This is a genomic window from Micromonospora sp. CA-111912 (genome assembly GCF_050948415.1).
Taxonomy (GTDB): domain Bacteria; phylum Actinomycetota; class Actinomycetes; order Mycobacteriales; family Micromonosporaceae; genus Micromonospora.
Map to the genome: position 1 here is coordinate 6440241 of NZ_CP192007.1, position 24310 is coordinate 6464550.

At 69.3% G+C, this 24310-nt stretch carries 28 protein-coding genes and 2 tRNA genes; 5 read left to right on the top strand and 25 right to left on the bottom strand.

All coding sequences use genetic code 11. The features are described 5' to 3' along the window. Positions 1-35: 35 nt before the first annotated feature. The 11 genes from rpmG to ACQPZO_RS27280 all read right to left on the bottom strand — a co-directional run bounded on the left by rpmG (position 36) and on the right by ACQPZO_RS27280 (position 8881). Positions 36-203, bottom strand: a complete 168-nt coding sequence (gene rpmG / locus ACQPZO_RS27230; RefSeq protein WP_387014966.1) for a 50S ribosomal protein L33 — start codon at positions 201-203, stop codon at positions 36-38. Between the two features lie 133 nt (positions 204-336). After that, a tRNA-Met gene (locus tag ACQPZO_RS27235) sits at positions 337-409 on the bottom strand. A gap of 25 nt (positions 410-434) precedes the next feature. Continuing rightward, positions 435-507 (bottom strand) — tRNA-Thr (locus ACQPZO_RS27240). A gap of 127 nt (positions 508-634) precedes the next feature. Continuing rightward, positions 635-3166, bottom strand: a complete 2532-nt coding sequence (locus tag ACQPZO_RS27245) for a putative bifunctional diguanylate cyclase/phosphodiesterase (RefSeq protein WP_433344741.1) — start codon at positions 3164-3166, stop codon at positions 635-637. A gap of 108 nt (positions 3167-3274) precedes the next feature. Then, positions 3275-3403, bottom strand: a complete 129-nt coding sequence (locus tag ACQPZO_RS27250; RefSeq protein ID WP_433344742.1) for a hypothetical protein — start codon at positions 3401-3403, stop codon at positions 3275-3277. Between the two features lie 600 nt (positions 3404-4003). Beyond that, on the bottom strand, positions 4004-5224 hold the full coding sequence (locus ACQPZO_RS27255; protein ID WP_433344743.1) for an RNA polymerase sigma factor: 1221 nt from the start codon (positions 5222-5224) through the stop codon (positions 4004-4006). After that, on the bottom strand, positions 5221-5559 hold the full coding sequence (locus tag ACQPZO_RS27260) for a YciI family protein (RefSeq protein WP_433344744.1): 339 nt from the start codon (positions 5557-5559) through the stop codon (positions 5221-5223). Before ACQPZO_RS27260 ends, ACQPZO_RS27255 begins: the two co-directional genes overlap by 4 nt. A gap of 10 nt (positions 5560-5569) precedes the next feature. Then, positions 5570-6160, bottom strand: coding sequence for a dihydrofolate reductase family protein (locus ACQPZO_RS27265; protein WP_433344745.1), 591 nt, complete (start codon positions 6158-6160; stop codon positions 5570-5572). 577 nt (positions 6161-6737) lie between these two features. Beyond that, positions 6738-7313: a hypothetical protein gene (locus ACQPZO_RS27270; protein WP_433344746.1), complete on the bottom strand. Its 576-nt coding sequence runs from the start codon at positions 7311-7313 to the stop codon at positions 6738-6740. Further along, positions 7310-7924 (bottom strand): RNA polymerase sigma factor, encoded by a 615-nt coding sequence (locus ACQPZO_RS27275; protein WP_433344747.1) that lies wholly within the window; start codon positions 7922-7924, stop codon positions 7310-7312. The genes ACQPZO_RS27270 and ACQPZO_RS27275 overlap by 4 nt, the downstream gene beginning before the upstream one ends. A gap of 462 nt (positions 7925-8386) precedes the next feature. Then, positions 8387-8881: a GyrI-like domain-containing protein gene (locus ACQPZO_RS27280; RefSeq protein WP_433344748.1), complete on the bottom strand. Its 495-nt coding sequence runs from the start codon at positions 8879-8881 to the stop codon at positions 8387-8389. Between the two features lie 154 nt (positions 8882-9035). On the opposite strand from ACQPZO_RS27280, the gene ACQPZO_RS27285 reads away from it, so the two are divergent. Continuing rightward, the gene (locus tag ACQPZO_RS27285) at positions 9036-9836 is read left to right on the top strand and encodes a phytanoyl-CoA dioxygenase family protein (protein ID WP_433344749.1); all 801 of its coding nucleotides are present in this window, start codon (positions 9036-9038) and stop codon (positions 9834-9836) included. A gap of 2 nt (positions 9837-9838) precedes the next feature. Continuing rightward, positions 9839-10708, top strand: a complete 870-nt coding sequence (locus ACQPZO_RS27290) for a TrmH family RNA methyltransferase (protein ID WP_433344750.1) — start codon at positions 9839-9841, stop codon at positions 10706-10708. On the opposite strand, the gene ACQPZO_RS27295 is transcribed toward ACQPZO_RS27290, so the two are convergent. From ACQPZO_RS27295 to ACQPZO_RS27340, 10 genes are all read right to left on the bottom strand, one after another. Further along, positions 10671-11069 (bottom strand): YkvA family protein, encoded by a 399-nt coding sequence (locus tag ACQPZO_RS27295; protein WP_433351288.1) that lies wholly within the window; start codon positions 11067-11069, stop codon positions 10671-10673. The genes ACQPZO_RS27290 and ACQPZO_RS27295 overlap by 38 nt on opposite strands. A 660-nt stretch (positions 11070-11729) precedes the next feature. Continuing rightward, positions 11730-12956, bottom strand: coding sequence for a pentapeptide repeat-containing protein (locus tag ACQPZO_RS27300; RefSeq protein ID WP_433344751.1), 1227 nt, complete (start codon positions 12954-12956; stop codon positions 11730-11732). A gap of 270 nt (positions 12957-13226) precedes the next feature. Continuing rightward, entirely contained in the window at positions 13227-14663 is a 1437-nt protein-coding gene (locus tag ACQPZO_RS27305; protein ID WP_433344752.1) for a tyrosine-type recombinase/integrase, read from the bottom strand. Then, positions 14660-14845, bottom strand: a complete 186-nt coding sequence (locus ACQPZO_RS27310; RefSeq protein WP_018784531.1) for a helix-turn-helix transcriptional regulator — start codon at positions 14843-14845, stop codon at positions 14660-14662. The genes ACQPZO_RS27305 and ACQPZO_RS27310 overlap by 4 nt, the downstream gene beginning before the upstream one ends. Further along, positions 14842-16602, bottom strand: coding sequence for a replication initiator (locus ACQPZO_RS27315; RefSeq protein WP_433344753.1), 1761 nt, complete (start codon positions 16600-16602; stop codon positions 14842-14844). The genes ACQPZO_RS27310 and ACQPZO_RS27315 overlap by 4 nt, the downstream gene beginning before the upstream one ends. Continuing rightward, positions 16599-17171 (bottom strand): DUF2637 domain-containing protein, encoded by a 573-nt coding sequence (locus tag ACQPZO_RS27320; protein WP_433344754.1) that lies wholly within the window; start codon positions 17169-17171, stop codon positions 16599-16601. Before ACQPZO_RS27320 ends, ACQPZO_RS27315 begins: the two co-directional genes overlap by 4 nt. After that, the gene (locus ACQPZO_RS27325; RefSeq protein ID WP_433344755.1) at positions 17168-17359 is read right to left on the bottom strand and encodes a hypothetical protein; all 192 of its coding nucleotides are present in this window, start codon (positions 17357-17359) and stop codon (positions 17168-17170) included. Before ACQPZO_RS27325 ends, ACQPZO_RS27320 begins: the two co-directional genes overlap by 4 nt. A gap of 5 nt (positions 17360-17364) precedes the next feature. Then, a complete protein-coding gene (locus ACQPZO_RS27330) occupies positions 17365-17619 on the bottom strand; it encodes a hypothetical protein (RefSeq protein WP_433344756.1) in 255 nt (84 codons plus the stop codon). After that, positions 17616-19232 carry an FtsK/SpoIIIE domain-containing protein gene (locus ACQPZO_RS27335; RefSeq protein WP_433344757.1) on the bottom strand — a complete coding sequence of 539 codons (1617 nt, stop codon included), beginning with the start codon at positions 19230-19232 and terminating at the stop codon, positions 17616-17618. Before ACQPZO_RS27335 ends, ACQPZO_RS27330 begins: the two co-directional genes overlap by 4 nt. A 274-nt stretch (positions 19233-19506) precedes the next feature. After that, positions 19507-19902 (bottom strand): transcriptional regulator, encoded by a 396-nt coding sequence (locus tag ACQPZO_RS27340; RefSeq protein ID WP_433344758.1) that lies wholly within the window; start codon positions 19900-19902, stop codon positions 19507-19509. Positions 19903-20406: 504 nt separating this feature from the next. On the opposite strand from ACQPZO_RS27340, the gene ACQPZO_RS27345 reads away from it, so the two are divergent. Next, complete coding sequence (locus ACQPZO_RS27345) at positions 20407-20853, top strand: hypothetical protein (protein WP_433351289.1); 447 nt, start codon at positions 20407-20409, stop codon at positions 20851-20853. Here the strand turns inward: ACQPZO_RS27345 and ACQPZO_RS27350 are convergent. The 4 genes from ACQPZO_RS27350 to ACQPZO_RS27365 form a co-directional block, all read right to left on the bottom strand. Beyond that, on the bottom strand, positions 20843-21619 hold the full coding sequence (locus ACQPZO_RS27350) for a glycosyltransferase family 2 protein (RefSeq protein WP_433344759.1): 777 nt from the start codon (positions 21617-21619) through the stop codon (positions 20843-20845). The genes ACQPZO_RS27345 and ACQPZO_RS27350 overlap by 11 nt on opposite strands. Continuing rightward, complete coding sequence (locus ACQPZO_RS27355) at positions 21607-22428, bottom strand: GntR family transcriptional regulator (protein ID WP_433344760.1); 822 nt, start codon at positions 22426-22428, stop codon at positions 21607-21609. The genes ACQPZO_RS27350 and ACQPZO_RS27355 overlap by 13 nt, the downstream gene beginning before the upstream one ends. Before the next feature lie 149 nt (positions 22429-22577). After that, complete coding sequence (locus tag ACQPZO_RS27360) at positions 22578-22904, bottom strand: precorrin-4 C11-methyltransferase (RefSeq protein ID WP_433344761.1); 327 nt, start codon at positions 22902-22904, stop codon at positions 22578-22580. 10 nt (positions 22905-22914) lie between these two features. After that, a complete protein-coding gene (locus ACQPZO_RS27365) occupies positions 22915-23247 on the bottom strand; it encodes a hypothetical protein (RefSeq protein ID WP_433344762.1) in 333 nt (110 codons plus the stop codon). A gap of 18 nt (positions 23248-23265) precedes the next feature. Here ACQPZO_RS27365 and ACQPZO_RS27370 point away from each other — a divergent pair, with 18 nt between their 5' ends. Together ACQPZO_RS27370 and ACQPZO_RS27375 are read left to right on the top strand one after the other, a co-directional pair. Beyond that, entirely contained in the window at positions 23266-23409 is a 144-nt protein-coding gene (locus ACQPZO_RS27370) for a hypothetical protein (RefSeq protein WP_433344763.1), read from the top strand. Between the two features lie 385 nt (positions 23410-23794). After that, positions 23795-24226: a GntR family transcriptional regulator gene (locus ACQPZO_RS27375; RefSeq protein ID WP_433344764.1), complete on the top strand. Its 432-nt coding sequence runs from the start codon at positions 23795-23797 to the stop codon at positions 24224-24226. Positions 24227-24310 lie beyond the last annotated feature (84 nt).

Below are 24310 nucleotides of genomic sequence, written 5' to 3' on the forward strand. Positions count from 1 at the left end.
CGGGTGTCGTGCGGCCGGCTCGCGCCGGCGGCGGGTCAGCGGGTCTCGCGGTGGGCCGTGTGCCGGCCGTCCCGGGGGCAGAACTTCTTCAGCTCGATGCGGTCCGGGTTGTTGCGGCGGTTCTTGCGCGTGATGTAGTTGCGCTCCTTGCACTCCACACACGCCAAAGTGATCTTCGGCCGGACATCGGTAGCCTTCGCCACGGCGGAGTGCCTTCCTCGCTAACGGTCAACAACTACAACGCCTCAGCCTATGTGCTGGAGGCGCGGACATGCAAAGTGGGCGCCTGTAGCGCCCATCCCAACGACCACCGGGAACCAGCCCGAGGGACGAGAGTAGCGGTGGCCGGAATTGAACCGGCGACACAGCGATTATGAGCCGCTTGCTCTGCCATCTGAGCTACACCGCCGCGGCGGGTCCAGCCGGACCCTTTGAGCCCCCTTACGGAATCGAACCGTAGACCTTCTCCTTACCATGGAGACGCTCTGCCGACTGAGCTAAGGGGGCCTGCACGATCACCCGGTGGCCGCGCAGGAGTAAGAGTACACGGCCCCACCCCGGAGGTGAAATCGGATCCCCCCGCCGTCGGACGGGTGAACGTCCGCCCAGGTGAGCGGCCTTCGGGGGCAGCGCCTCAGGGGACGACGCGCAGCCGGCGGACGTCCGGGCCGACGAGCGCCTCGGACTCCAACTGGGCCCCGAACCACGCCTCCAGCCGCTCGTACGGCAGCGGGCGGCTGAACAGGAAACCCTGGCCGATCTCGCAGCCGATGTCCTGGAGCAACTCCAGGGTCAGCTCGCTCTCCACACCCTCGGCCACCACCGCCAGGCCGAACTGCTGGGAGAGGGTCACCACCGCGTTGACGATGGCCAGATCACTCGGGTCCGTCGCCATGCCCTGCACAAACGACCGGTCGACCTTCACCTCGTGCACCGGCAGCCGGCGCAGGTAGGCCAGCGAGGACGATCCGGTGCCGAAGTCGTCCACCGACAGCCGGACGCCGAGGTCGCGCAGCCGGCGCAGGGTCGGAATCGGGCGGTCGGTGCCGTCCAGCACCCCGGCCTCGCGGATCTCGAAGGTGAGCCGCTGCGGTGGGACGTCGTACTCGGCCAGCAGCTCGCGCACCTGGTCGGGGAAGTGCCGGTCGGTGAGCGTACGGGCGGAGAGGTTGACCGCGACGGCGAGCGGCTGCTCGGTGTGCGTCCAGTCCCGGCTGCGCCGCAGCCCCTCCCGCAGCACCACCTCGGTGAGGCGGCCGAGCTGGCCGGTGTGCTCGGCCACCGCCACGAAGTCCTCAGGGGCGACCTCGCCGTGCGCGGGGTGTTCCCAGCGGGCCAGGCACTCCACCCCGACGAGCCGGCGGTCCCGCAGCGTCACCTTGGGCTGGAAATAGACCTCCAGCTCGCCGTCGTCGAGGGCCTTGCGCAGGTCGCCGGCCAGGCCGAGCCGGCGCAGCGACCGGGACTCCAGGGCCGGGTTGAACAGCTGGATGCTGCCAGGCATGGACTTCGCCGCCGATGCGGCCAGGTCGACCCGCTGCAACAGGGTCGCCGCGTCGCTGCCGTGATCGGGGTGCACGGCCACCCCGACCGCGGTGTCCACGTCGAGGGTGAACGCGTCGAAGACCATCTCGGCACGGATCTCCTCGCGCAGCCGCGCGGCCAACTCCAGCGCCACGTCGGCGTTCTCCAGCCGCAGCGTCACCAGGAACTCGTCGCCGCCGGCCCGACCGACCAGGGCCGACGACGGCGCGGAGGCGCGCAGCCGGACGGCGACCTCGGCGAGGACCTGGTCCCCGGCGGCGTGGCCGAGCGACTCGTTGACCTGACGCAGCCCGTCCACGTCGAACAGCAGCACGGCGACCACCTCGCCCGGGGCTCGGATCTTCACGGCCTCGTCGAGCGCGCCGCTGATCCTCCGCCGGTTGGGCAGCTTGGTCAGCGTGTCGTGGTAAGCGTCGTGCCGCAGCCGGTCGACCAGCCGGGAGTTTTCCAGGGCCACCGCCGCGTGCGCGGCCACCGTCTCGATCACCGGCACGTCGGCCGGGGTGAAGTGACCGAGGCTGCTGAGCCGGTTGACCACCTCCAGGGTGCCGATCACCGCCTCCCCCGAGCGCAGCGGCACGATGATCGCGTCCTTCGCGGGCGCGGTCCGCAGCATTTCCAGCTGCTCCCGGTCGCCGCCGAGCCGGGCGCCGAGCGCGGCGGTCTGCCGCTGCTGCACGACCCGCTCCCGGACCGCCCCCGGGATCTTGGAGAAGTCGAGCAGGCCGCGCCCGTCGACCCGGGCGGTCAGCAGCACCTCCGGGTGTCGGCCCTGGGCGGGCAGCCACAGGGTGGCGTACTCGGCCTGCATGAGGGCGCGGACCCGGCCGAGCAGCGCGTCCGGCAACGTGCCGTCCTGGCCACTGCCGGTCATGGCCCGGGTCAGCTCGTAGATGTCGGCGAGGGTGCGGTGCTGGCGGAGGAAGTGGGCGTAGGCCCGGTAGACCACGGCCACCGTCACCGCGAGCGCCCCGAGCACCAGCAGCGACCAGTAGGTGGCGGTCAACGCGAGCAGGATGATCAGGCCGACGGTGGCGTTCACTCCGGCGACCAGCAGCGGCACGGTGGACGTGCGGACCACCTCGAGCCCGGCCTGCGAGCCCTGGAGCAGGGTGATCACGCCGACCACGGCGGCGAGGGTGACCAGGGTGATGGTGCTGACCGCCGCGAAGAGGATGCCCCAGGTGCCGGGCCCCACGCCCCTGATCGGGGGGAGCGCCAGCAGGACCAGGGCGGCAAGGGAGGTCGCCGCGGCGGAGCGGGCGACGTTGAAGGCGAACTTGGCCGGGCCGAGTCGGCGCCGGAGCTGGGCGATCAGCGCGGCAAGGGTGGCAACCAGCACCAGGGTCAGCGGCGGCAGGTAGTACAGCGCCAGGACCAGCGGGATCTCGGTGATCGTGGCCGAGAACGTCTGCCGCCTGACGACGAAACTCAGGACCGGCAGGTGGGCGGCGAACAGGGCGGTGAGCAGCAGCAGACCAAGGCCCCACTCGCCGTACGGCTCCCGCTCGACCAGCGCGATCAGCAGGCAGCAGATGACAGCCAGGAACGCCAGCGGCCCGGTTATCAACCAGGCCAGGTCAGTCCCGCGTCGTCGCCCGGCTGCCGCACGGCTCGTCATCCTGCTCCCTTGTCGTCACTGAGAGTGAACTCCGCGCCGATGCCCGGTCGCTACCGCCGTCGCCCGGTGACCCGAGCGACGGCGGGTGTCAAACGAACCGCGAAGAACCTAGCTCCACTCGAACTCGAGGGTCGCCACGCCGGCGTCCGGAAAACCGGCAACCGAGGCGACGCCGGAGGCGAGCGCGAAGAGCATCAGGGTCATGCCGAGCAGCCGACCCAGCTTTTGAGTAGGCATCTGTGGGGCTCCTGTCACGAAACGGGCAGCACGGGGGGCGTGAAGATTCCATGATGGTGCCACACGCACTGAGGGCAACAAAGCCCTCGGTGGCCTGGCTCCGCCTGGACGGCAACAAGTCCGACCGATCGGCAGGACGCCCTGCCTGGCGGGGTGATACCCCCACGTTCCCGGGTTCCACGCCCTGCTTCATTTGGCGAACACTCGGACCAAGCGCGCCAATCACGGAAACTCATTGAGTGCGTCTAAAGTCGCATGGCGCTTTATCCGGGCGGCACGGCACAGTGGAGCGGATATCGAAAGGGACCTTCATTTCCGGACCCCCACCCGGCCGTTCCCCACCCCGCGTCGGCGGTCCGCCCCCTTGAAGGCGCCGACGGGCCGTCGACGCGATCGCCCCCGGCCGCCCGGCCGGCCCTCCCCCTTCACCGGCCGAGGCGTACGACGTGGTCCAGCTCCTCGTGCAGCTCGCCCAGGTGAAGAACGGCTGACCGGGTACGTCGGTGGCACGTACCCGCTGCGGGATCAGCCCTCGGGCAGGGGCCATGCCCGGGGCGGGTCGCCACAAGCGCCCCCGCAGACCAGATCAGGTCTGTGGACTCAATCGGAGGGCGCGACGCCGCGCCCGTGGAGGTAGCGGCGTTCGGCGGCGTTGCCGGTGAGCGAGGCTGCGCGCTCGTAAGCCGCCGCGGCCTCCTCGGCATGGCCGAGTCGGCGCAGCAGGTCGGCGCGCACCGCATGGAACACGTGGTGGCGGTCGATGCCTTCGAGGGCGTCAACTAGCGGCAGGGCGGCAGCCGGGCCGCGCACCTCGGCGAGCGCGACCGCGCGGTGCAGCGCGACGACAGGGCCGGGTGTCAGCGCTGTCAGGTGGTCGTACAGGGCGAGGATCTGCGGCCAGTCGGTTTCGGTGGCCGCTGGGGCCTCGCTGTGCACGGCGTTGATGGCGGCCTGCACCTGGTAGGGGCCGGGCCGGTCGTGGCGCAGGCACCGTCTGACCAGGTCCTGGCCCTCCGCGATCAGCGCGCGGTCCCAGAGTGTGCGGTCCTGGTCGTCAAGCCGCACGAGGTCGCCGCCGGGGCCGATGCGCGCCGGTCGCCGCGACTCGATCAGCAGCATCAGCGCAAGCAGGCCGAGCACCTCCGGCTCGTCGGGCATCAGCGCCGCGAGCAGGCGGCAGAGCCGTACGGCCTCGGCACTCAGGTCGTCGCGGGTGAGGTCGTCGCCGGAGCTTGCGGTGTAGCCCTCATTGAAGATCAGGTAGACGACGGCGAGGACCCCGCGGAGGCGGTCGGGAAGGTCGGCTTCGCGGGGCACGCGGTACGGGATGCCGGCGTCGCGAATCTTGCCCTTGGCGCGGACAAGCCGCTGGGCCATGGTCGGCTCGGGCACGAGGAACGCGCGCGCGATCTCGGCGGTGGTGAGTCCGCCGAGCAGCCGCAGGGTGAGCGCGACGCGGGCGGCGGGCGCGAGCGCCGGGTGGCAGCAGGTGAAGATCAGGCGGAGCCGGTCGTCGCGCACGGGACTCTCCTGTCCAGGAGCGGATGCGTCGTCGGGCGCCCGCAACAACAGCGCCGCAGCGTGTCGATCGGCCCGCGTCGACTCGCGGCGCAGGCGGTCGATCGCCCGGTTGCGGGCAGTTGTGATGATCCAACCGGCCGGACTGGTCGGCACCCCGTCAACCGGCCAGCGCTGCACGGCCGTGGCGAACGCGTCTTGGACCGCCTCCTCGGCGACGTCGATGTCGCCGAAGACGCGGACCAGGACTGCGACCGCGCGGCCGTACTCCTCCCGGAAGACTCGGCCGATGTCGCCCCTCATGCGACGGGCCGCACCTCGACCGGAAGGGTGGAGGCGTGGGCCATCCTGGCGCCCCACACCAGGGCGGCGTCGAGATCGGGCGCGTTGATGATCGTGAAACCGCCGAGGTGCTCCTTGCCCTCGGTGAACGGGCCATCGGTGAACAGCGTTTCGCCGTCGCGGTCGCGGACGACCGTGGCGGTGCTGGCCGGGTGGAGGCCTGCGGAGAAAACCCAGACTCCGGCGGCGCGCATCTCCTCGGCCAGGGCACCCAGATCGGCCATGATCGGGGCGAGAACCTCGGGCGCCGGCGGGTCGCCGTCGGGCTGGAAGACGCTGAGCAGGTACTGCCTCATCTCGGGTCTCTCAGGTGGTAGGTCGGTAGGTCGCGATGATCACGCCCGTCGTCGTCGGCACGGTCTCGACCAGTTCCATCGTGCCGTAGGCGTCCTCGCCCTCGGCGAACAACTTCATCCCCGTGCCGAGCGTGAGCGGGTGAATTAACAGCGTGTAGACGTCGATCAGGCCGACCTTGGCTAGCGACCGCACCAGCCCGCCGCTGCCGAGCACCACGAGATCGCCCACGACAACGCGCTTGAGCCCGGCCACGGCCTCAACCGCATTGCCCTCCAGCAGCGACGAGTTCTCCCACGGCAGTGGCCCGGCCAGGGTGCGCGAGGCGACGTACTTGTGCTTCCGGTTGAGGACCCCGGTGTACGGGTTGCCATCGGTCTGCTTCGACCAGAAGCCGTAGAACTGCTCGTAGGTGCGGCGGCCGAAGAGCATCCCGCCGTCCTCACTCATGCCCTTGCCCATCGTTTCGGCCAAGACCTGGTCGGCATACGGGTGGGCCCAGCCGCCGTGCGGGAAACCTCCCCGCACGTCCTCGTCGGCGCCGCCTGGTGCCTGCATGACCCCGTCGAGCGTCACGTTCTCAACTACGACGACCTTGCCCATCAACGGTCTCCCCGGGTAAGCGGCCGGCCCTTCACCGGCCTTTCACCAGCTACACGAACGGCCCACCCCCCGATCGACAACACGCCAGAAACTCACCCAACCCGTACCTGTCCGGGGGCGAAACCCGCAGCCGATCAGGCTCACAGCGAGGGCTACCAGGCCCCAGGCGAACCCCGAGCTGAAGGCCGGCACAAGGAACCTGCTCACAGCTTCCGGCGCGAGGTCGGCAGCGAACGCCGCCATTCCCAGGCCCACACCCGCAAGCACCGAGAGAAGCACCTCAGGCCGCAGGATCGACCGTCTGCTGTGGACCCTTTCTCCCCGTCACCCGGGCACCACGAGCTTCACGATGTCCCGCTCTCTCATTCGTCCGTCGGCATCGTCCAGACATCCCGAGCGTCGTCGCGAGCGGCCCCGGGTGAAGGCTCGACCATGACTGATCTGGCCCCACGTCTCATCCATCGCCAGAGCCAAGCCGCCAGGTACACCACGGCGCCCCCTGGACGCCCAACTACCCGTAGGCCAATCTTCCTCTAGTGCCGGGGGGTCGCACCTGCCGTCCCCCCGGCACGCCCGTTCAGTCGCCTGCCGGCGCTACGAACATCTTGACCGATCCACACGTCTCGGATGGGTTCTTGAACTGCTCGCCGTCGATGACGTACACAAGCTTCCCCCACCTTGTCTCGGAAGAGGGAGAGGGGGAGGCGCTACTTCTCGGAGAAGGGATCGCCTCGATACGTTGCACACAGGCATACAGGTGGACTGGTGCCTTGACACCAAAGATCCGGCTCCACGACCTCCGGCATGCATCGACCGGAGTCTCGCCAACTCTCGCCACCGTTTCCCCCATCCGGTGCATACCGGTTGTGGCGCACACAAAGGCCATATCATTTTCAGGCATTGCCTCCGGTGGCGCAGTCGGCGCATGGTAACCACCGATCGCGGCGGTCGCGCCACCAGCGGCCAGAACCCCGGCGGCAGCCGCTACAGCGATGCCCAAACGCCTCTTCCGGGACCTCTTCTCGGGCTGCTGCGGCATTTCGAGGATGCGAGCGAGCATCGCCTGTCCCTGAGGGCTTGTCGTGAACATGACCCGGGCGCTGGGCCGGGTGCGATTGATCAGGCCTTCGGTTGCTGCGTCGTAGCGCTTCACTCCAGCCCCCTCGTGTACGCGGTCAGACCGCCGATCGGAGACGATTTCGGCTCTACCCGCCGACGTCCGTATGCGTCCTCGAAGCGGCGACGAGCCCGGTGCAACCGCACGGCAAACGTCGCCGCGGTGCACCCCAGCACCTTCGCTGATTCTCTGCCGTTGAAGTCGTACCAGTACCGCAGCAGCAACACCTCGCGGTCGATCTCTGGCAGTTCCGCCAATGCCGCCATCACGTCAGCTCGTTGGGAGGCGGACGGACCGTACCCAGTCTCGTCGGCCTGGGCCTGCAAGTGCAGGCGCACCTGCAACGCCGCGTGACCCGCGCGACTGCGCCGATGCTGCAACACCAGCCGTCGCGCGACCCCGAACAACCAGGGCCGTTCCTGGCCTTCCTTGATGGTTGCCAAACGGCGCCACGCCACGGCGAACACCTCGCTCACGAGGTCCCGCGCATCCTCGCCGCCCAGTCGATGATTGGCGTACGCGAAGACCGCGTCGCCGTGTCGACAGAACAAGTCAGTCAGGCGCTGACGGTCTGCGGCCGTCCTCCGCACATCCGGCACCGATCCTCCAGGTGGTGGTCTCACACCCCTACTTGTCGCTGCGAACACGTTTCCTTACCACCATCCGGCAAGGTTCTGGCCTCCGGTTCCTCCACCTTGAGCCGTGCGTGTCCGTTCCCGGGTGGAGGAGCGCCGTCGACCTGACCGCGCTCGCCGATGCCGCGCTGGTCCGCGCTGCGTCCCGAGGGGATGCTTCACCTGCGCGAAAATGAGTACAAGCGGACTGCCAAGTCCGGCGGGTGGGGGCGTGCTGCGCCTAAACGGCTCGACGGTCGCCATGGCCGGTACTGGAGCGACGGTGACGACACGGCCGAAGATCGAGGGCTCAAGCACCACGCCAGGGCTGCTACCCGGGACGTTCCAACGCTACCCGCGCTGGCGCGGCTGCTCGATCGCCACATCAAGGAGTGCCCGCCGAGGGCGAGGCCGACTGTTCGTCACCCAGCACGGCCCGGGGCGCTGGCACGGATACGTGCTGCTCGGCCTCTACGTCGCCTACTGGGTCGTCAGCTACGCCGGCTCGACGGGCAGCCAGAGTTCACGGGTCGCGGCGCTGAGGTTGTTCGTCGGCTCGGGCACCGCGACGATCTCCGGGCCCGGCCGCAGCCGCCACGGGTGGAAGGGAAACCACTCGGCGGCGGCCGTGGCCCAGGTCTCCTGCAGGGTCTGCGGATGCGGACCCGCGGCCCGGATGACCACCCATCGGCCGGCCGGGACCTCGATGACGTCGAGGTCGTCCGGGATCGGCGTACGCGGGGACACGGCGACCCCGTGCAGGTAGGTCAGCTCGCTGCCCTCGTCGTAGTCCGCGTCGACGTCGTCACAGACGGCGAGCAGCCCGCTTGGGTCGGTGTCGCCGAGCGCCTTCAACCGCAGGTGCTCCTCCGCCGGCAGCGCGGCGATGTGCCGCTCGATGTACGGGTTGACGCCTCGGTGGATCAGCGGAACCCGGGCAGCGTGTCCCACGAGCCGGAACGCGGGACGGTCGACGATGCGCGTCTCCATGGGTTCGCTCCCTTCGACAGTTGGGCGGAACCTGAGCTGTGCTGCGGTGCGACAGGGCCTGCGTATCGTGTCCGGGCGCTGTTGCGGCACACCCGACAGAAGCGGCGCGGAAAGTGTCGGGTGATCGGGATCGGTGTCGCCGCAGGATGGGGCCATGGATGACACGACCCTGGTATCCCGGTTCCTTCGCGACGGCTTCGTGAAGTTGGCGGGTGCCGTCGCACCGCGCGTGGCCGCGGATTGCGCGCGGCTGCTGTGGCAGGAGACGGGCTGCGACCCGGACGACCCCGCCACGTGGACGCAGCCCGTGCACTGGGTGCCCGGCATGGCGCAGGGGCCGTTCGCCGCCGCACCCAACTCCCCGTTCCTCCATCACGCGTACGACCTGCTCGTCGGCGCGGGACGCTGGGAGCCGCGCTACTCGCTGGGCACGTTCCCGTTGCGCTTCCCGCACCAGGAGGAGCCGAACGACGCGGGCTGGCACATCGAGGGCAGCTACCTGCCGGAGGGTGCGACCTGGTACTTCACGAATCTGCACTCCCGGGGCCGGGCGCTGCTGATGCTGTTCCTGTTCAGCGCGGTCGGCGAGGAGGACGCCCCGACCCGGATCCGCGTCGGCTCACACCTCGACGTGCCGAAGGTGCTGGAGAAGTACGGGGAGGACGGGGCGAGCGGGCTGGACCTAGCGCCCGAGTTGGTGGCGGCGTCCGACCACCGGCCACTCGCCCTGGCCACCGGGTCCCCGGGCGATGTCTTCCTGTGCCATCCGTTCCTGGTGCACGCGGCGCAACCGCACCACGGGACGCGGCCGCGCTTCATGGCCCAGCCGCCGCTGATGCCGGCCGCGCCGTACGAGCTGGAACGGGCCGACGGCGCGTACTCGCCCGTGGAAATCGCGATCCGCCGAGGACTCGGGCAGGACACCCCCGGCCCTGACGTGCAAGGGAGGCGGTGAAGGTGCGGGTGAGTGGCCGCAACGCGCGATTCCAGCAGTGGGAGGCTCTGCTGCGCAATCGGACCAAGCGCCAGCGCCGCGGCGAGTTCCTCGTGCAGGGCGTACGCCCGATCGCCATGGCCATCGAACACGGCTGGCAAATCCGGGAGCTGCTCTACGACACCGACGTTCAGCTGTCCGGCTGGGCACGTGAGGCCCTGGACACGGTCCGGGCCGAGAAGTTCGCCGTCTCCCGTGAACTGATGCACGAGCTGGGAGGCAAGGCGGACGCGGTTCCGGAGCTGCTGGCCGTGGTCGGGCTGCCGGAGGACGACCTGCGCCGCATCCCGGCCGGGCCGACCATGCTCACCGTCGTGTTCGACCGGCCCACCAGCCCCGGCAACATCGGGACCCTCATCCGGTCCGCGGACGCCTTCGGCGCGTCCGGCGTGATCGTCACAGGCCATGCCGCCGACGTGTACGACCCGAAGGTGGTGCGGGCGAGTACCGGCTCGCTGTTCGCTCTGCCCGTGGTCCGGGCGCCCGTACCCCAGGCCGTGCTGTCCTGGGTCGCCGACCTTCGCGCCAACGGCATCGGCATCGGCGTCGTGGGCGCCGACGAGCACGGCACGCTGGATGCCGCCGAGTACGACCTCACGCAGCCCACGCTGCTCCTGATCGGCAACGAGACCACCGGTCTCAGCGTCGGCTGGCGGGAGTCCTGCGACCAGCTCGTCCGGATCCCGATGTCCGGGGCCGCCAGCTCCCTGAACGCGGCGGCCGCCGCGACCGTAGTGCTCTACGAGTCGGCACGCCAGCGGAGCACCAGCCGCCCGGCGGTAGCGCAGACATCGCCTACGAGGCTGACGGCGCGCCGAGAAGCCGCTCGATGAGACGGGTCTCGCCCGGCCAGGCGGCCAGCAGGACGTCCCGGGGCACCTGCCGGCCGGCGTAGCGCAGGGCGAGCACCACCACGACGATGTCGTCGAGGGGGCCGATGACGGGCAGGAACTCGGGGATCAGGTCGACAGGGCTGGCCACCCACAGGCCGGCGAGCAGGACGGCGAGCTTCGCCCGGCGGGGCACCCGGGGATCCCGGCGCAGCCGCCGGACCATGGTGACGCAGTCCGGGATGAAGGCGGCAAGGTCCCGCAGCAGGCCGGGTGGGAGCCGGCGGGCCAGCAGGATCAGCAGCGCCCACGAGGCGAGCAGCAGCGCGACCGAGCCGGCCAGGGCAACGGCCCAGTCGCGCAAGGCCAGGTCGTGATCGAGTACGACGTGCACGACCGGCTAACGTGTCCGCGCCCCCGGGGACGCGGACACGCGGTGCCGGTCGGTTTGAATCCGGCCTCGAAGCGGACTCAGGAACAGCGACACGTCCCCAGCAACGACGGGACCACCCAGGGCGATTGCATAGTCGGCCAGCGGTCCGTTGACCAGGAGTCTCGAGACGAGTTCGGCCTCTATGGAGGCGCAAGAAGCGGGTGAGGCCGCATCGGTGATCATGGAGTTGCGACGCTTCACGACTCCGAGGAAGACCCCACCCGCCGATGGCATCATCTCTCATCCCTGCACTGCCGTAGCAGCACCGCCTCCATCACCGAGGCAGGGCCAGTCACCGACGGTGAACCCGGCGGATTGCTGCATGCGCTCGCCGCTGTTCCTGATCCACACGACCCACGAGGCGCACAACCAGTCGTCAAAAAACGGCTGGACTCAGCCGGACTTCCCTAGATCAACGGAAACGGCCCCCGATCAGCATTCCTGCTGGTCAGGGGCCGTTCTCGCACCTGGTGGCGGGTAGAGGATTCGAACCTCTGAAGCTTTCGCGACGGATTTACAGGGCGTCCGCGATCTTGCCTCGCTCTACGCCGTTGAGCTGCTGTTTATCCCCCATACGCCAACACCGTTCGGTCAACGGCCCACCATTTGCCCACGCTCACCCTCTGGCAGGGACAGACCATGCGGAGGAATTCCGTTCGGCCAAGTATCGAAGGTGGGCGGCACTTTGAACGCCGCTCCTTCGAGGCTCACCTCTCCGCCATCGAACCTCGCCCTGCGGAAGGACACTCGCCCACCAATAAACGTCGCCTCGTCTCCGGACGTTTCGCCACCAAAGTAGACCAGTCCGCCACTGAACCACGCCCGGTTGAAGGACACCTCCCCAGCGCTGAACGTAGCCCCGCCGAAGAACACTTCGCCGTCACTAAACCTCGCTCCGATGAAAGACACCCGCCCGCCACTGAACCCAGCCCTTTCGAAGGACACGTCTCCGCCACTGAACTGCGCGTGGGAAAAGGACACCTCCCCGTCAGTGAAGGTCGCCCTGTTGAAGGACACGTCCCCGCCAGTGAACCTCGCCGCGAGGAAGGACACCCGCCCGCCACTGAACCTAACCCCATCGAAGGACACCCGTCCGCCACTGAACGTCACACGCGAGAAGTCGCCACCGTCGAGAACCGCGCCGGTGAAGTCGAAGTCAAAGCCGCCCCATGATGCCGCATCTTCAATCCCGAGACGTAAATGCCTACCGATGAGACGAATGACGGTATGACGTACCTCGCGCTCCTCGCGAGCACGCCGGTCACTCTCCACGTCCACCGTTAAGATTTGTTCATTAGCCGGGGTTGGCGCTTCGCTCCGAGCTTCCGGTGGGTCGTAGGGCATGCGAAGGTAGGCGCAGAGGACGTCGATGCAGGTTTGTCGCCCTTCCCGCCAGTCATCTGCAAGGCCTGCCATGGCGTAGACACCGGCCAGACGTACCGCAGCCTTCTCCGACCCAAGTTGCTCCGATGCCTTGGCGAAGCGTTCGTTGAACAGGCGAATGCCATTGCGGTCCGTCTCGATCTTCGCCCGTTCGTCAGCAGCCTCAGCGAGGGCCTTGGTGACTTCGGCTCGCAAGTCAGCCGTGTGCGCCAACTGGTGGGCGAACTCGGCGAGCGCGTTCGTGTGCTCCGCAACCCGCTGCCGACGGTAGGCGACCACCAGGGCCGCGACGCCTCCGATGCCCGCTACTACGGCGAAGACGAGCTTCAGAAGCTCGAAAATCGTCGCGACTGTGACGGTTCCATCCCGCTGGATGCCAGGCCAGCCCCCGTACCACAGCGCCGCAGCAACCAACGCGCCGACAAGCGCCAACACGGCTACAACCGCCGAAGTCATTGACCGGCGGATGCCCCAGAGCCTCAGCGCCGGTACCGGGCTTGCAGTAGGCGGGGTCGAACCGACTGATATACGGACACTAGGCTTGGAAGATCCGTTCGCTGCGGGCAACTCCATCCCCCAACTTCTAGCCCATCTCGTCCACCTCAACGATCAGCAAGACGGACACAGAATCGCCACTGTCAGCGGCGCTACATCCGTCCGTCGGCCAGACCGCCCTGATCTTCCGCCGCCGGTTGATCGGCTACGTCATCCGAGGGCGTCGCCGATCTTGTCGTTCATGGTGTCGTCTCCCCCGTCGATGCAGTTGGCGTATACGCGGAGCAGGACGGCGACGCCGTGGCCCAGGCGCCGGGCGACCTCGGTCGGCGGGACGCCAGCATTCAGCCAGAGCGAGGCCGCCGCGTGCCGCAGGTCGTAGGGCCGGCGGACGAGCGGCGAGGCAACCTGCGATTCGGTCAGCGCCTTCTCGCGGGCGAGCTTCCACCACCGGTCGTACACCGACTCGGAGAGCGGCCCGCCGTGCAGGCCCCGGAAGAACCGGCCGTCCGGGCCGATCCCGTGGTTGTCGACGTGCGCGCACAGCAGCTCGACGAGCCGGGGCGGGATCGGGACCGTCCGAGTTTCCTGCCGGCCCCGGTGCTTGAGGCCGCGCCGCTCGTGCGATCCACCGTCGTCGGTCCAATGTGAGCCGGCGCGCGGGGAAGTACCGGCGAGCACCAGGCGGCCCCAGCGGTATTCGATCTTCTCGTGGTCGCAGGACGCGGAGGGCTTGACCGCCGCCAGGTCGTCGAAGTCGGTGCCGCAGTCGAGGCAGTGGCCGGGCAGGTCGCAGTCATCGCGCCGCAGGTCGGCCGCTTCGGAGGGGCGCATTCCCGCGTAGTAGAGACAGCCGAAGAACGCGGTGACCTTGTCGGCCCGTTTGCCGAGAGATTTCACCGCCTCCAGCAGCGTGGCGACCTGGGCCGGGTTCGCCACCACCCGCCGGTCGATGGACTGCGCGACCTCGGGGGCGGTCCACTGGACCCGGTCGACCGGGTTGGAGTCGATCAGCTCCAGCTCGACGGCGTACCCGAGCGCGTTGTACAAGGTGGCCCGCTTCCGCTGGACGGTCGAGGCAGCCGCAGGCTTGCCGTCGAGGCGTACGCAGAGGCTGTCGAGGACGCGGCGCACCATCGCGGGCGAGTCCAGCTCGACGACCGGCAGCGACGCGGTTTCCAGCCAGGCGAGCGCCGCCGCGTGATCGGCCGGGATTTCGTCGGACCAGCGGCGCGGGTTGAGGCCGTAGAGGTACAGCGCTTCGCGGAGCAGGGCGGTATCCGGTCGGCCCCGCTTCGCTGGCCGGGTCAGGGTCACCGTGATAGAGGTCAGCGCCTCGACGATCGACCGCCGGGTCTTGGCCGCCGCCCGGGGCCACTTCATCTCGACGTACGCGCGGCTGTGCGCGTACCAGGTGGTGGGGTTCTTGGTTCTGGCCTCGGAGACCGGGCGGCCGGTGGCCGGGTCGAAGGGCTCCCCCGCGTTGGCCGCCTGGACCAGCTCGGCGCGGAACGAGTGCGCCAGCGCCTTGGTACGGAACATCTCCTCGAAGCGCTGGCTGCTCACCGCCCAGCGGACCCGCCAGGGCCGAGCCTTCCGGTCGGCGCGCTTGCCGATCTCCCAGATCTGAACCTCGTAGCTCTTCACGCGGCGTCCTGCTCCAGCTCACCGAGCCACCGGCCCAGCGCCGACCGACGGACCCGCAGTTGCCCGTTCGGGAGCTTGATGACCCGTGGCCCCTTGCCGGTCTGCCGCCAGTAGAACCAGGTCGAGCGCGGCACCCGCAGCTCGGCGAGCACCTCCGGCACGGTCAACAGCTCCTCGTTCAACGTGATCCCTCCCCGTGGTGCTGTGCGCTGTGCTGAGTTGCCGAAAGATCTGGCGGCCCCTGGGCGGCCCGGTCCTTGGCGGCGAGCAGTTCGGACCGCCAGCGGGCGCGTTCGCTGATCGACCGCATGAGCCGGTACGACAGGGGTCCCACGTCGGGGTCGTCGGGTCGGGCGAGTTCCCAGGCGTGCCGGACCCGCTCGGCGGTGTCGGCCTGGTCGTCGACGAGTTGGGCGCCGTCGGTGGTCGTGCCGAGCAGTGCCCGGACCCAGGCGCGGGCGTCGTGTTTGTGGTCGGCGAGGGTCTTGCCGGACCAGTCGCGGGAGACGAGGATGCGCCGGCCACCGATGCCGAGGGTGTCGCGCTGGTGGACCTTGCCCTTGCAGCGGCCCGGCTTGAGCTTGGCGTTGGCCTTGCGGGGTTGGACGCCGTAGAGCAGCCAGTTGGCGCACCGGTCGGTGCACGGGGTGACCCGCAGTTGGCGCCAGAGCCGGTCGAGGTGCTTGCGTTGCCGGTCGGTGGTTGCCTTGTGGCAGTCGCCGGTGTGCTTGGTGATGTACTTCGTGACGTACCGGATGGTCCGTTCGGCGTCGGTGGTGCCGGGCATGACGCCGCGGGCGTCGACCTGGGCGCCGAAGCGGGCGACGTGCACCGGTTCGGCGTCCGGGTTGTCGTCGAGGGCGTCGAGGGCTTCCGTCCAGGTGGTCAGCGGGTGGTGGGTGTCCGGGTCGACCCACGCGGAGGCGTCTACGTCCCAGACCGGGGGTCGGTCGGCGGTGTACCGCTGGACGTCGACGCTCGGCCACCACACCTGGTGGTAGGTGGCCGCCGCCACGGTGCGCAGGGTGTCGCGGGGGATGGTGCCCCGGATGGCGAAGTGGGCGTGTGGGGCGAGTCGGCGTTGGGGCTCGACGCAGCCGGCGTACTGGACGTTCCAGCCCTCGCACCGTCGGAGGTTCTGCCAGAACCGGTCGAGCAGTCGGGGGAAGTGGATGGCGTCCCAGGCGGCGCGGCGGTAGTCGTACCGGTCGGGGTTGACCGGGGTGCCGTCGGGACGGACCGGGCCGTACGAGTCGAGCGTCAGCGTGAGCCACATCGACGGCCGGTAGGTCGAGCCGTCCGAGGCGGTGTAGGTCTTGCCGACGGTGCGCCGCTCGACCTTGCGCCGGGGCAGGTCGGGTGCGTCCTGGCGGCGCTTGGTGGAGCGTTTGCGCCGGCGGCCGGTGTCCTCGTCGCTCTGGTCCTCGTCGACGTCCGCGTGGGGTGGTCCGACGCGTCCGCGTAGACCCTCGGTGGCGATGGCTTCTTCTACCTCGCGGATGGCCTCGTCGAGGTCGGCGACCTGGTTCCATTGGCTCGCGCGTACCGCTTCGTCGCGGGAGAACTCCAGGTGTGCGCGGAACAGGATCAGCGACTTCTGCGTCTCGGTGGCGGGTTCGGGGCCGGGTAGTGGTTCGTCGTCGCGGTGCCAGCCTTCGCGGATCTGGGCCTGCCGCAGCCGGCGGTTCTTCTTGGCGCACGGGGCGCACTTGTCCTCGCGGGTTGCCCCGCAGGGTAGGTCGATGACCTCGGTCAGGCCGGTGTCGAGGTCGGTGCGGCGCATCGCGAGGGGACGGACGCAGACGCCGTACTCGGTGGCAATCTGCTTGAGCACGTCGACGGAACGGGGCAGCGCCATGCGGGCCGCCCGCGACCCCGGCCGAGGTGCAGCAGCCGGGGTCGGGGCGGGTTCGAGTCCGGGCAGGGTCGGTGCGGTCATCGGATGATCCCGACGACGTGCGGCCGGTTCGAGTGGATGACGCCACGCGGAGGCAGCACCGCCGCCGGGGCGGAGACGACAGCCGGAGCCGGGACAGCCGGCGGCGCGGGGTCGGCCGGACGCTCGGGGTCGATGGTGACCTGCTCGGGCCTCTCGTGCCGGTCGGTCGGGGGTTGGTCTGGTTCGGGAGCCGGCGGGGTGGCCGGGGTGTTGGACAGGACGACCTTGACCAGGGCGAGGAACGCCAGGGAGGGCACGGCTGCCACGGTCCAGCCCCATACCGAGGGTTCGGCTTCGGCGACCTGGGCGGCGAGGGAGAGCAGCGCGAACGCGACGAGCAGCGAGGCGACCAGGCCGACCGGGCGACGAGCACGCCGACGAGCGCGCAGTTCCAGGCCGAGGTAGATCGCCATCAGTTCGACGGCAACGGCGTTGGCCCAGCCGATCCAGTTCGGTTGGCCGTGGGCTACGGACAGGTCGTGGACGTGGGTGAAGGCGGCGGCGCCGGCCATGGTGCCGATGGCGAGCAGGATCACCAGGCGTACGGCGGATTCGGTGCGCTCGGTCATCGCCACTCCTGCAACGGCTTCTCGCGGATGGTCAGGTCGATGCGGATGCGGCGGTCGCTCATGTCGGGTCGGCGGTTGACCATGTGCGCCAGTCCGTGCAGGGCGGCGGCGGTCTGGTCGGCCGGGCCGACGAGCCGGATGCGCAGCGGACGCCGGAGCCGGTTGATGAGGCGGGTGAGGGGGTTCATGGCGGTTACCTCCGGGCCGGTCGGATGTCGGTGCGGATGTAGTCGGGAGGGGTGCCGAGCGCGGCGACGGCTTCGGAGAGGCAGCGCCACAGCGCCCACGCCTCGTCGGGGGTCAGGGACATGCGGCGCCGGCCACCGCCGACCGCGAGATAGACCGGGTACGGGTCCGGCCGGTCGGGGTCGACGCGCACTGAGACAGCCGTACTGCTCGCTCCGTCGGCGGCGGGGGCGCGGAGCCGGTAGAAGGTCGAGGTGGTCACCGCGGCTCGCCCCCGTCGGCGTCGAGGATGTCGCGAAGCGCGTCAGGCAGCAGTGGCCCGCGACGCGGCCGGGGCAGTGGCCGGCGAACCGGTTCGGGGGTCGACTCGCGGCCGACCTGGGCGAGGATGTCCGCCGCGTCGGCCGGGGCCGGGTACTGGCGGGCGAGGTCGCGGATGTGGTCGTCGGTGACGTACGAGAAGCGGACCCGCAGGGGTTCCGGGGTGCCGTCGAGGATCACGTAGCCGACGCCCTTGGCCCATCGGGGCATCTGGTCGGCCAGGGCACCCCGGTTGCGGGCGCCGTCGCCAAGCACCAAGTCGACCTGCGACGCCTCGGTCAGCCCGAGCGCGATGCGGGTCGGGAACAGGTCCCGGAACGGCAACACCTCCTTGCGCGGGTCCTGCAACGCGGCCACCACCAGGACGCCGACACCGGTACCCTGCGACAGCAGCAGCCCGAGCGAGCCGGCGATGCGCTTGCGCAGGTCGACGTCTTGCAGGTACGCGGTGAGCGCGGCCATCTCGTCGATGACGACCACGACCAGGGGGTCAGCCTCGGTCGGGGTGTGCACCCGGACGGTTCCGGCGAGCCGTGCCTGACGTTCCCGCATGACCGTCACGGCCTCGTCGAGGAGGTCGGCCATGGCCTCGAACGACTTGCAGGCGAACCGGGCGAACAGCGGCCGGCCCATGGCGAACTCCATCCCGCCCTTGGGGTCGATCACCCAGAGCCGGACCAGACCGGAAGTGACGCCGCCGGCCAGCGAACGAACCAGGGACCAGAGCACCGAGCCCTTGCCGGAGCGGGTGGCCCCGCCGATGAGGACGTGCGTGGCGAGCAGGTGCAGGGACCAGGTGCCCAGGTCTTCCCGCCGGGCCAGGGGCAGGGCGGTGAGGTCGGGGACGGTTGGGGCGTCGAACGGTGCCACGACCGGCCGCAGGGCGTCGGTGCGGACGAGCACCAGGTAGACGACGGTCGGCCGGTCGCGGAATCGGATCCGGTCCACCAGCCCCAGCAGCAACGCCCAGTAGCCGGTACGGGTCGGCGGGTCGTCGGGCCGCTCGGAGTAGACGCGGGCGTGCCGCCGGCCGAAGGCGTACGCGAGGTTCGCCGTCACTCTTTGGAAGTCGGCCGGGGTCTGCCCCCGGACCATGCGGACGGTCAGCACGTCGAGTGCCTGATCCGAGCGCACCCGCAGCAGCTCGGGCAGGACGCCCCGATGGTCGTACGTCTCGGCCAGGCCGCACAGGGTCATGGCCTCGTGCCACGCCCGGCGGTACACGAAGACCTGACGGAACCGGCCGAGCAGCGGCCCGGCGCACCACCGCCACCATGACGTTTCATCGCGCCACCGCCACACGGCCGACACCGCCGAGGTCAGGACCAGCGGCACGACCAGGCCCGGCCAGCCGTGGTCGGCGTAGAGGACGACGGCGAGCACGGCCAGGGCGACGGTGATCGGATGGCGCAGGCACCACCAGCAGCCACGGGCGAGCCAGCGCAGCACCAGGCCGAGCACGACCGCCCACATCGGCAGCGCGAACCGCTTCGGCCGGATCACCATCAGATCCCCGGCGGTCGTCATGATCACCTCGCCGCGAGGCCGGCGCATCATCGCGCACCCCCCAGCGACACGAACCGGCCCGACGCGTCGCGGACCGGGGGAAACGGAAGGACGAGCTGCCCGACACAGCCGCCACACCGGCCGTCGACGCCGGTGGCCGGGTCGAACCGGGACTGACACACGCCGCACCGAGGCTGAGCCGGGGCAGCCGAACGCCTACGCTTGGACACGTCACTACCTCTCTCGACAGAGCAGGGGGAAGAGACAGAGGGCGGGGCTGCCGTCCGCCAAGACCTGACAGCCCCGCCCCCACCTGATGCGGCTACGCCGCCGCCTTGTTTGCCACGCCCGCCGGGGCACGCATCCCGGTCGCCCGCAGCGAGTACGCCATGCGGTTGTTGTTCGACACGTACGGGGTGACCGTCATGCCCTCGAACTCGACGCCCTCGAACGGGGCGCCCGTCGGCGGGACCGGCTGGTAGTCAGCCGAGATCTTCACCGTCGTCTCCCGCGATCGCTTCCCCAGCTCGGGGTCCAGGTCCATCACGCGGACCTGCCACACCCGCTGGCCGGTCAGCTTGTCCTTCGCCGGGCTACGCCGGCCCGTCTTTTCGTCGTAGTCCTCGACCTCACCCAGGGACTCGGGGACCAGGGCGCACCCCGCCGGGAACACGTCCTCACAACGCACGGCGAACCTCGTACCGCCACGCAGAGCCATTGCTCAACCTCCAGGTTGTTGGCATGTCTGCCAAGTTGAGACCCCAAGGTAGACGGCACTTGGCAGACAAGTCAACAAGTCGCAGCCCACTTCGCCCCGCAACCCCGTCGCGAGCGGCCCGAGAACCAGGAAGCCAAGGCACCAAGAATTGACGTAAATTAATTAATCCCGAGTGATTCCGATGGGGAAAAGTTTTCTAAACTAAATTAATCCCGACGTTTGACACAAAAGCGCTTAACCGTCTATGGTTCCCACATCAAGGCCGGCGGATGCGGCCACAATCCATCGAGGCAAGGGGATCGCTTGTTCGAGTGCGAACCGAAGTTCAAAGTCAAGATAACCTCGAATGGCTTAATAGCCATTTTAGTTATACTACTTGCATTCCGGAACCACCTACCCATCTGACAGAATTAGGCAGCAGAAAGGCGGGGGCTTCCAAACCGTTGCGAAGTCCCCGCCAGGTAGACGCAAGGCAGTGTGACTAGGGCCTGCTGCGGGTACGAGATACACGTGAGCAGCGAAAATGCAAGATCATCGGACAGTCGGCACACGCGCCCAGTTAGCGTCGACGACAAGACAGTTGAGGCCCTCGGCGAACTCAGCAAGGCGCTAGAAACGATCCACCGCGTACGCGGACACCTGTACTCGGCGCACCAGCTCGTCGGTGGCGCGGATCTGACCCTTGACCGGGTGGTGAAGTTGCTTCGCGAGGCCGGGCACGACAAGGTGGCCGACCGGGTCGAGCGCGATCTGTTGGGGCGCAACGTGCTACCTGGGCGCTGGACGTTCCAAATTATGGAGGAGTTCGACGACGGCTACTACGCCGCGTTCCAGGAGATCGAGCGGGAAGCGCGCGAGAAGCTGGCCGGCGGACGACGGCACATCTACGAGGCAGAGATGAAGGAGCGGCGGCGTACCCACGGGATGCCGGGGCACGAGGCTACGCCGTAGCGCCGCCGCCGAAGCCGTTCGGAACCATCGAGGTCAGGGCCTGGGCTCTGGCCTCGATGATCCTCATCCGCGCCTGATACTCGGCCGGTTCTCGGTGCGCGGCCTGGCTGGTCACCTGGCCGGGCCACTTGCGGTAGAGCAGGCCGTACTCTCGGGTGAAGTAGCCCTCGTTGACCGCGTTCGCGGCGAGCAGAAGGCCGGTGTCCTCGGAGGCCGGCAGCGCCATCCAGCCGCCCAGCGCGAAGACGAGATCCCGGCGCAGGCACAGAGTCGCCGGATGTACCGACGCCCGGTAGCCGTTGGCCTGCCAGAAGGACAGGACGGCACCGCGGTCGATGAGCCCGCCAGCGGGGTCCTTGTCCCAGCCGGAGGTGGACCCGTCAGGCAGTAGGTCGAGTACCCGCGAGGTGGCCCAGCCTATCTGCGGGTGCGCGTCGAACGCGGTGATGTCCCGGGCGAGCGCGCCGGGGGTCAACTGGTCGTCGGCGTCCAGGACCTTGATGAGTTCCCCGGACACCCGGGAAAGGGCGAGGGTGCGGGCGACACCAGGCCCACCGGCGCGGCCGGTGCCGAGACTGATCCGGGGATCGTGGGGCAGCGCGTCGGCCAGGGCGCCGGTCTGCCCGTCCTCCTGGACGAGCCATTGCCAGTCCCACCCGGCGGGCATTTCCTGCTTGACCAGGGACGCGTACGCGCCAGCGAGGTACTCGATGCTGGGCGCGTGGACCGGGGTGATGACCGAGACGAGCTGCGTCAAGTTTTCCACCGCTGGAGTTTGTGGGAGTAGACAAGCTCGGTGCGGTCACCCGGCATCACCACGTCGGCGACCTCGACGACCCGGCCAGTGGTGTCGACCGAGGTCTTCCGCACGGTGAGCACGGAGACGCCTGGGTCGATGTCCAGCAACTCGGCCTCATCGGGCGATGGCGGACGCGCGCGGATCTCGTCGTCGATCCGGTCCAGCTCGATGCCGAGCGTGTAGAGCTGGTGTTGCGTCCCGCCCGGCCACGGTTCCTTCGCCTCGTCGAGCAGGTCCGGGTTCGCGGCGACCAGGTCGTACGGCAGGTACGAGTACGACACGGTCAGCGGCGCGTTCTCGTGCCGGGAGGACGTCCAGTAGACCCGGCGCAGCAGCTGCGTGCCCGGCTCGACCTGTAGGGCCGCCGACATCTCCGCGTCCGCCTCCACGCGGGTGTACTCGGCGTGGAACTTGAGGTCGTCGACGGTCAGGCCGGTGTCGTGTTCGGTGGCGCCGGTCTTCAACCGCTCGCCCTCGTCGAGCAGGACCCGATCCTTCTCCCACTGGTACCGCTCGGTGTTGCGGCGGCGTACCCGTTGGCGGGGTGCGCGCACGTAGGTGCCGCGCCCCTGCTCGGCCCGGACCAGGCCCCATTCCCGCAGCTGCCGGATGGCGTTACGCACGCTCGTGCGGGACAGGCCGGACGACTCGGCCAACTCGGTCTCGCTCGGCATCAGGGTGCCGGGCGCCATCTCCCCGCCCATGATCTTCACCCGCAACTCTTCGGCGAGTTGCAGGTAGCGAGGGCGCCAGTCCCGGCCATGCACACCGGCCACCGTACCGCCTAGACGTTCCAACGTCTGCCAGGCGGTCCCCCCGGCCGGCCGCTCAGGAACCGGAGGAACCGTCACGGCCGCTCGCGGTGACTGCGCACGGCGCGGGCCAGGAGTACGAGGGGCCGCTACGCCCCGACGGCTGCTCGCGTTCACCGCGTCTCCCCCGCCTGTCCGCGCCGACTGGCCGGCGCCCGCATCACCTGCCGCGCGTGCGTCAACTCCTCGATGAGCCGATCGACCTGCGCCGCCGACAGGAGCACGGCTTGGCTTGCGCCGTAGCGGGTCGCATCGAGCTTGACGGCCAGGTCCCGGCGCGCGAACCGGTCGACGAGCAGTTGCACGCTGATCCACCCGGTCCGCTCCCGCCCGATGGTGGCGAGGAGCCCTCGGTGCATCGGGTCGTTCGGCCCGCAGCCCCGGCACCATACGGGGCACATGGCCGACGCGATCGACGACAGCGGCCGACCCTCCGTCATGGGTTCACTCTCACTCATCGTCGGCCCCCTGGTCCCCGGCGACTTGCGCCAACAACCCGCCAAGCTGCTCGACCAGTTCGGTCGCCTGCGGCAAGGACAGCTCCGCCCACGCGTTCCCGCCCCGGCACGCCGCGTGAACCCCAACCATCGGACCCAGAGCATCAGCACCGATCAGGTAGGTGACGACGAGTCCGCCTGCCCGTTTGTCGCCGACCCGGTGCATCGGGCCGCGATGACGGCGGGCCATGTGCGCCATCACTGGCGGCACCAGGTAGCCGCAGCGATCCGGGGTGCACCAGTCAGGGTGGCTCGTGACTTCGGCCGGCTTGCTCGTGCGCCTCATTGCGGCCACCGTCCACCGTTGCCCCGTTCAGCCTGCGCCAACGTCATCAGCGGCGCGTACCGCAGCACGGGCAGCTCCCTCGTCGGACCCACGGACCACCACGGCGAGGGCAGGACAGAAGCACTGCGCGGACTCGGCGGAGCGTTGCTGCTGACGACGTGAGTCGACGGGCGTCTCCGAGGCCACCAGGACAAGAACCAGCCGCGCCGACGATGAGAGCCGGACATCGCACCTCCACAGGTAGGGGGGCCGGTGGCCAGTCACGGGGGAGGCGGCCGGCCACCGGCCCAGATGAAGGCGCGGCGCACCGTCCGACGCAGACGCGTCGGGTATCGCCGAGCCAACTTGTACGCGCGGCTACCGCAACCGGTCCGACAGGACGCCGCGCATCAGGTGCGACCAGGGCCAGCCCGAGACCACCCCTGACACGAGCCGTCACCCTGGCCGCACACAAGGAAACGTACCTACAACCAGATGAGTTGTCCATACGTCGAAACGGGCCGCTTGGTTGGCACTTGGTAAGACAAGTGCCAGGTACGGTGAGCGGGTGCCCACCCCGCACTACGGACAGCCCCGCTACCGCACGATTGCTGGCGAGTTGAGAAGCCGGATCGAAGAAGGCGCGATTTCCATCGGAGCGCTCCTGCCGACCGAGGGCGCCCTTATGGCCGAGTTCAAGGCAAGTCGAGGCACGGTCCGTCAAGCGCTCGCAGCGCTGAGAGAGGACGGACTAGTAGCCACAGCGCCCGGAAGGGGAACATTCGTCAGAACGGCGGCAAGCGAACGGGACGAACTTAACGAGAAGCACCGACGAATTCGCGCCGATGCTTCGTTAGCGGCTGCCTTCTCCATAGAGATCGGCACCCTACTGGTTGAACGTGAGCGCATCAAACGGAAAGGCGGCCAGACAGAGGAAGTCATCCGATCATATCGGCTCGTCGAGCCTGACCTACCACCGAAACGTGAAACGCATCTATAGCTGCTAGGCGAAAGCGCAGAGGCCGCCGAGCACTTATCAGCGAAAGCAAAGAAGCCCAGGCAGCGCCCCTAATGATCTTGTCAG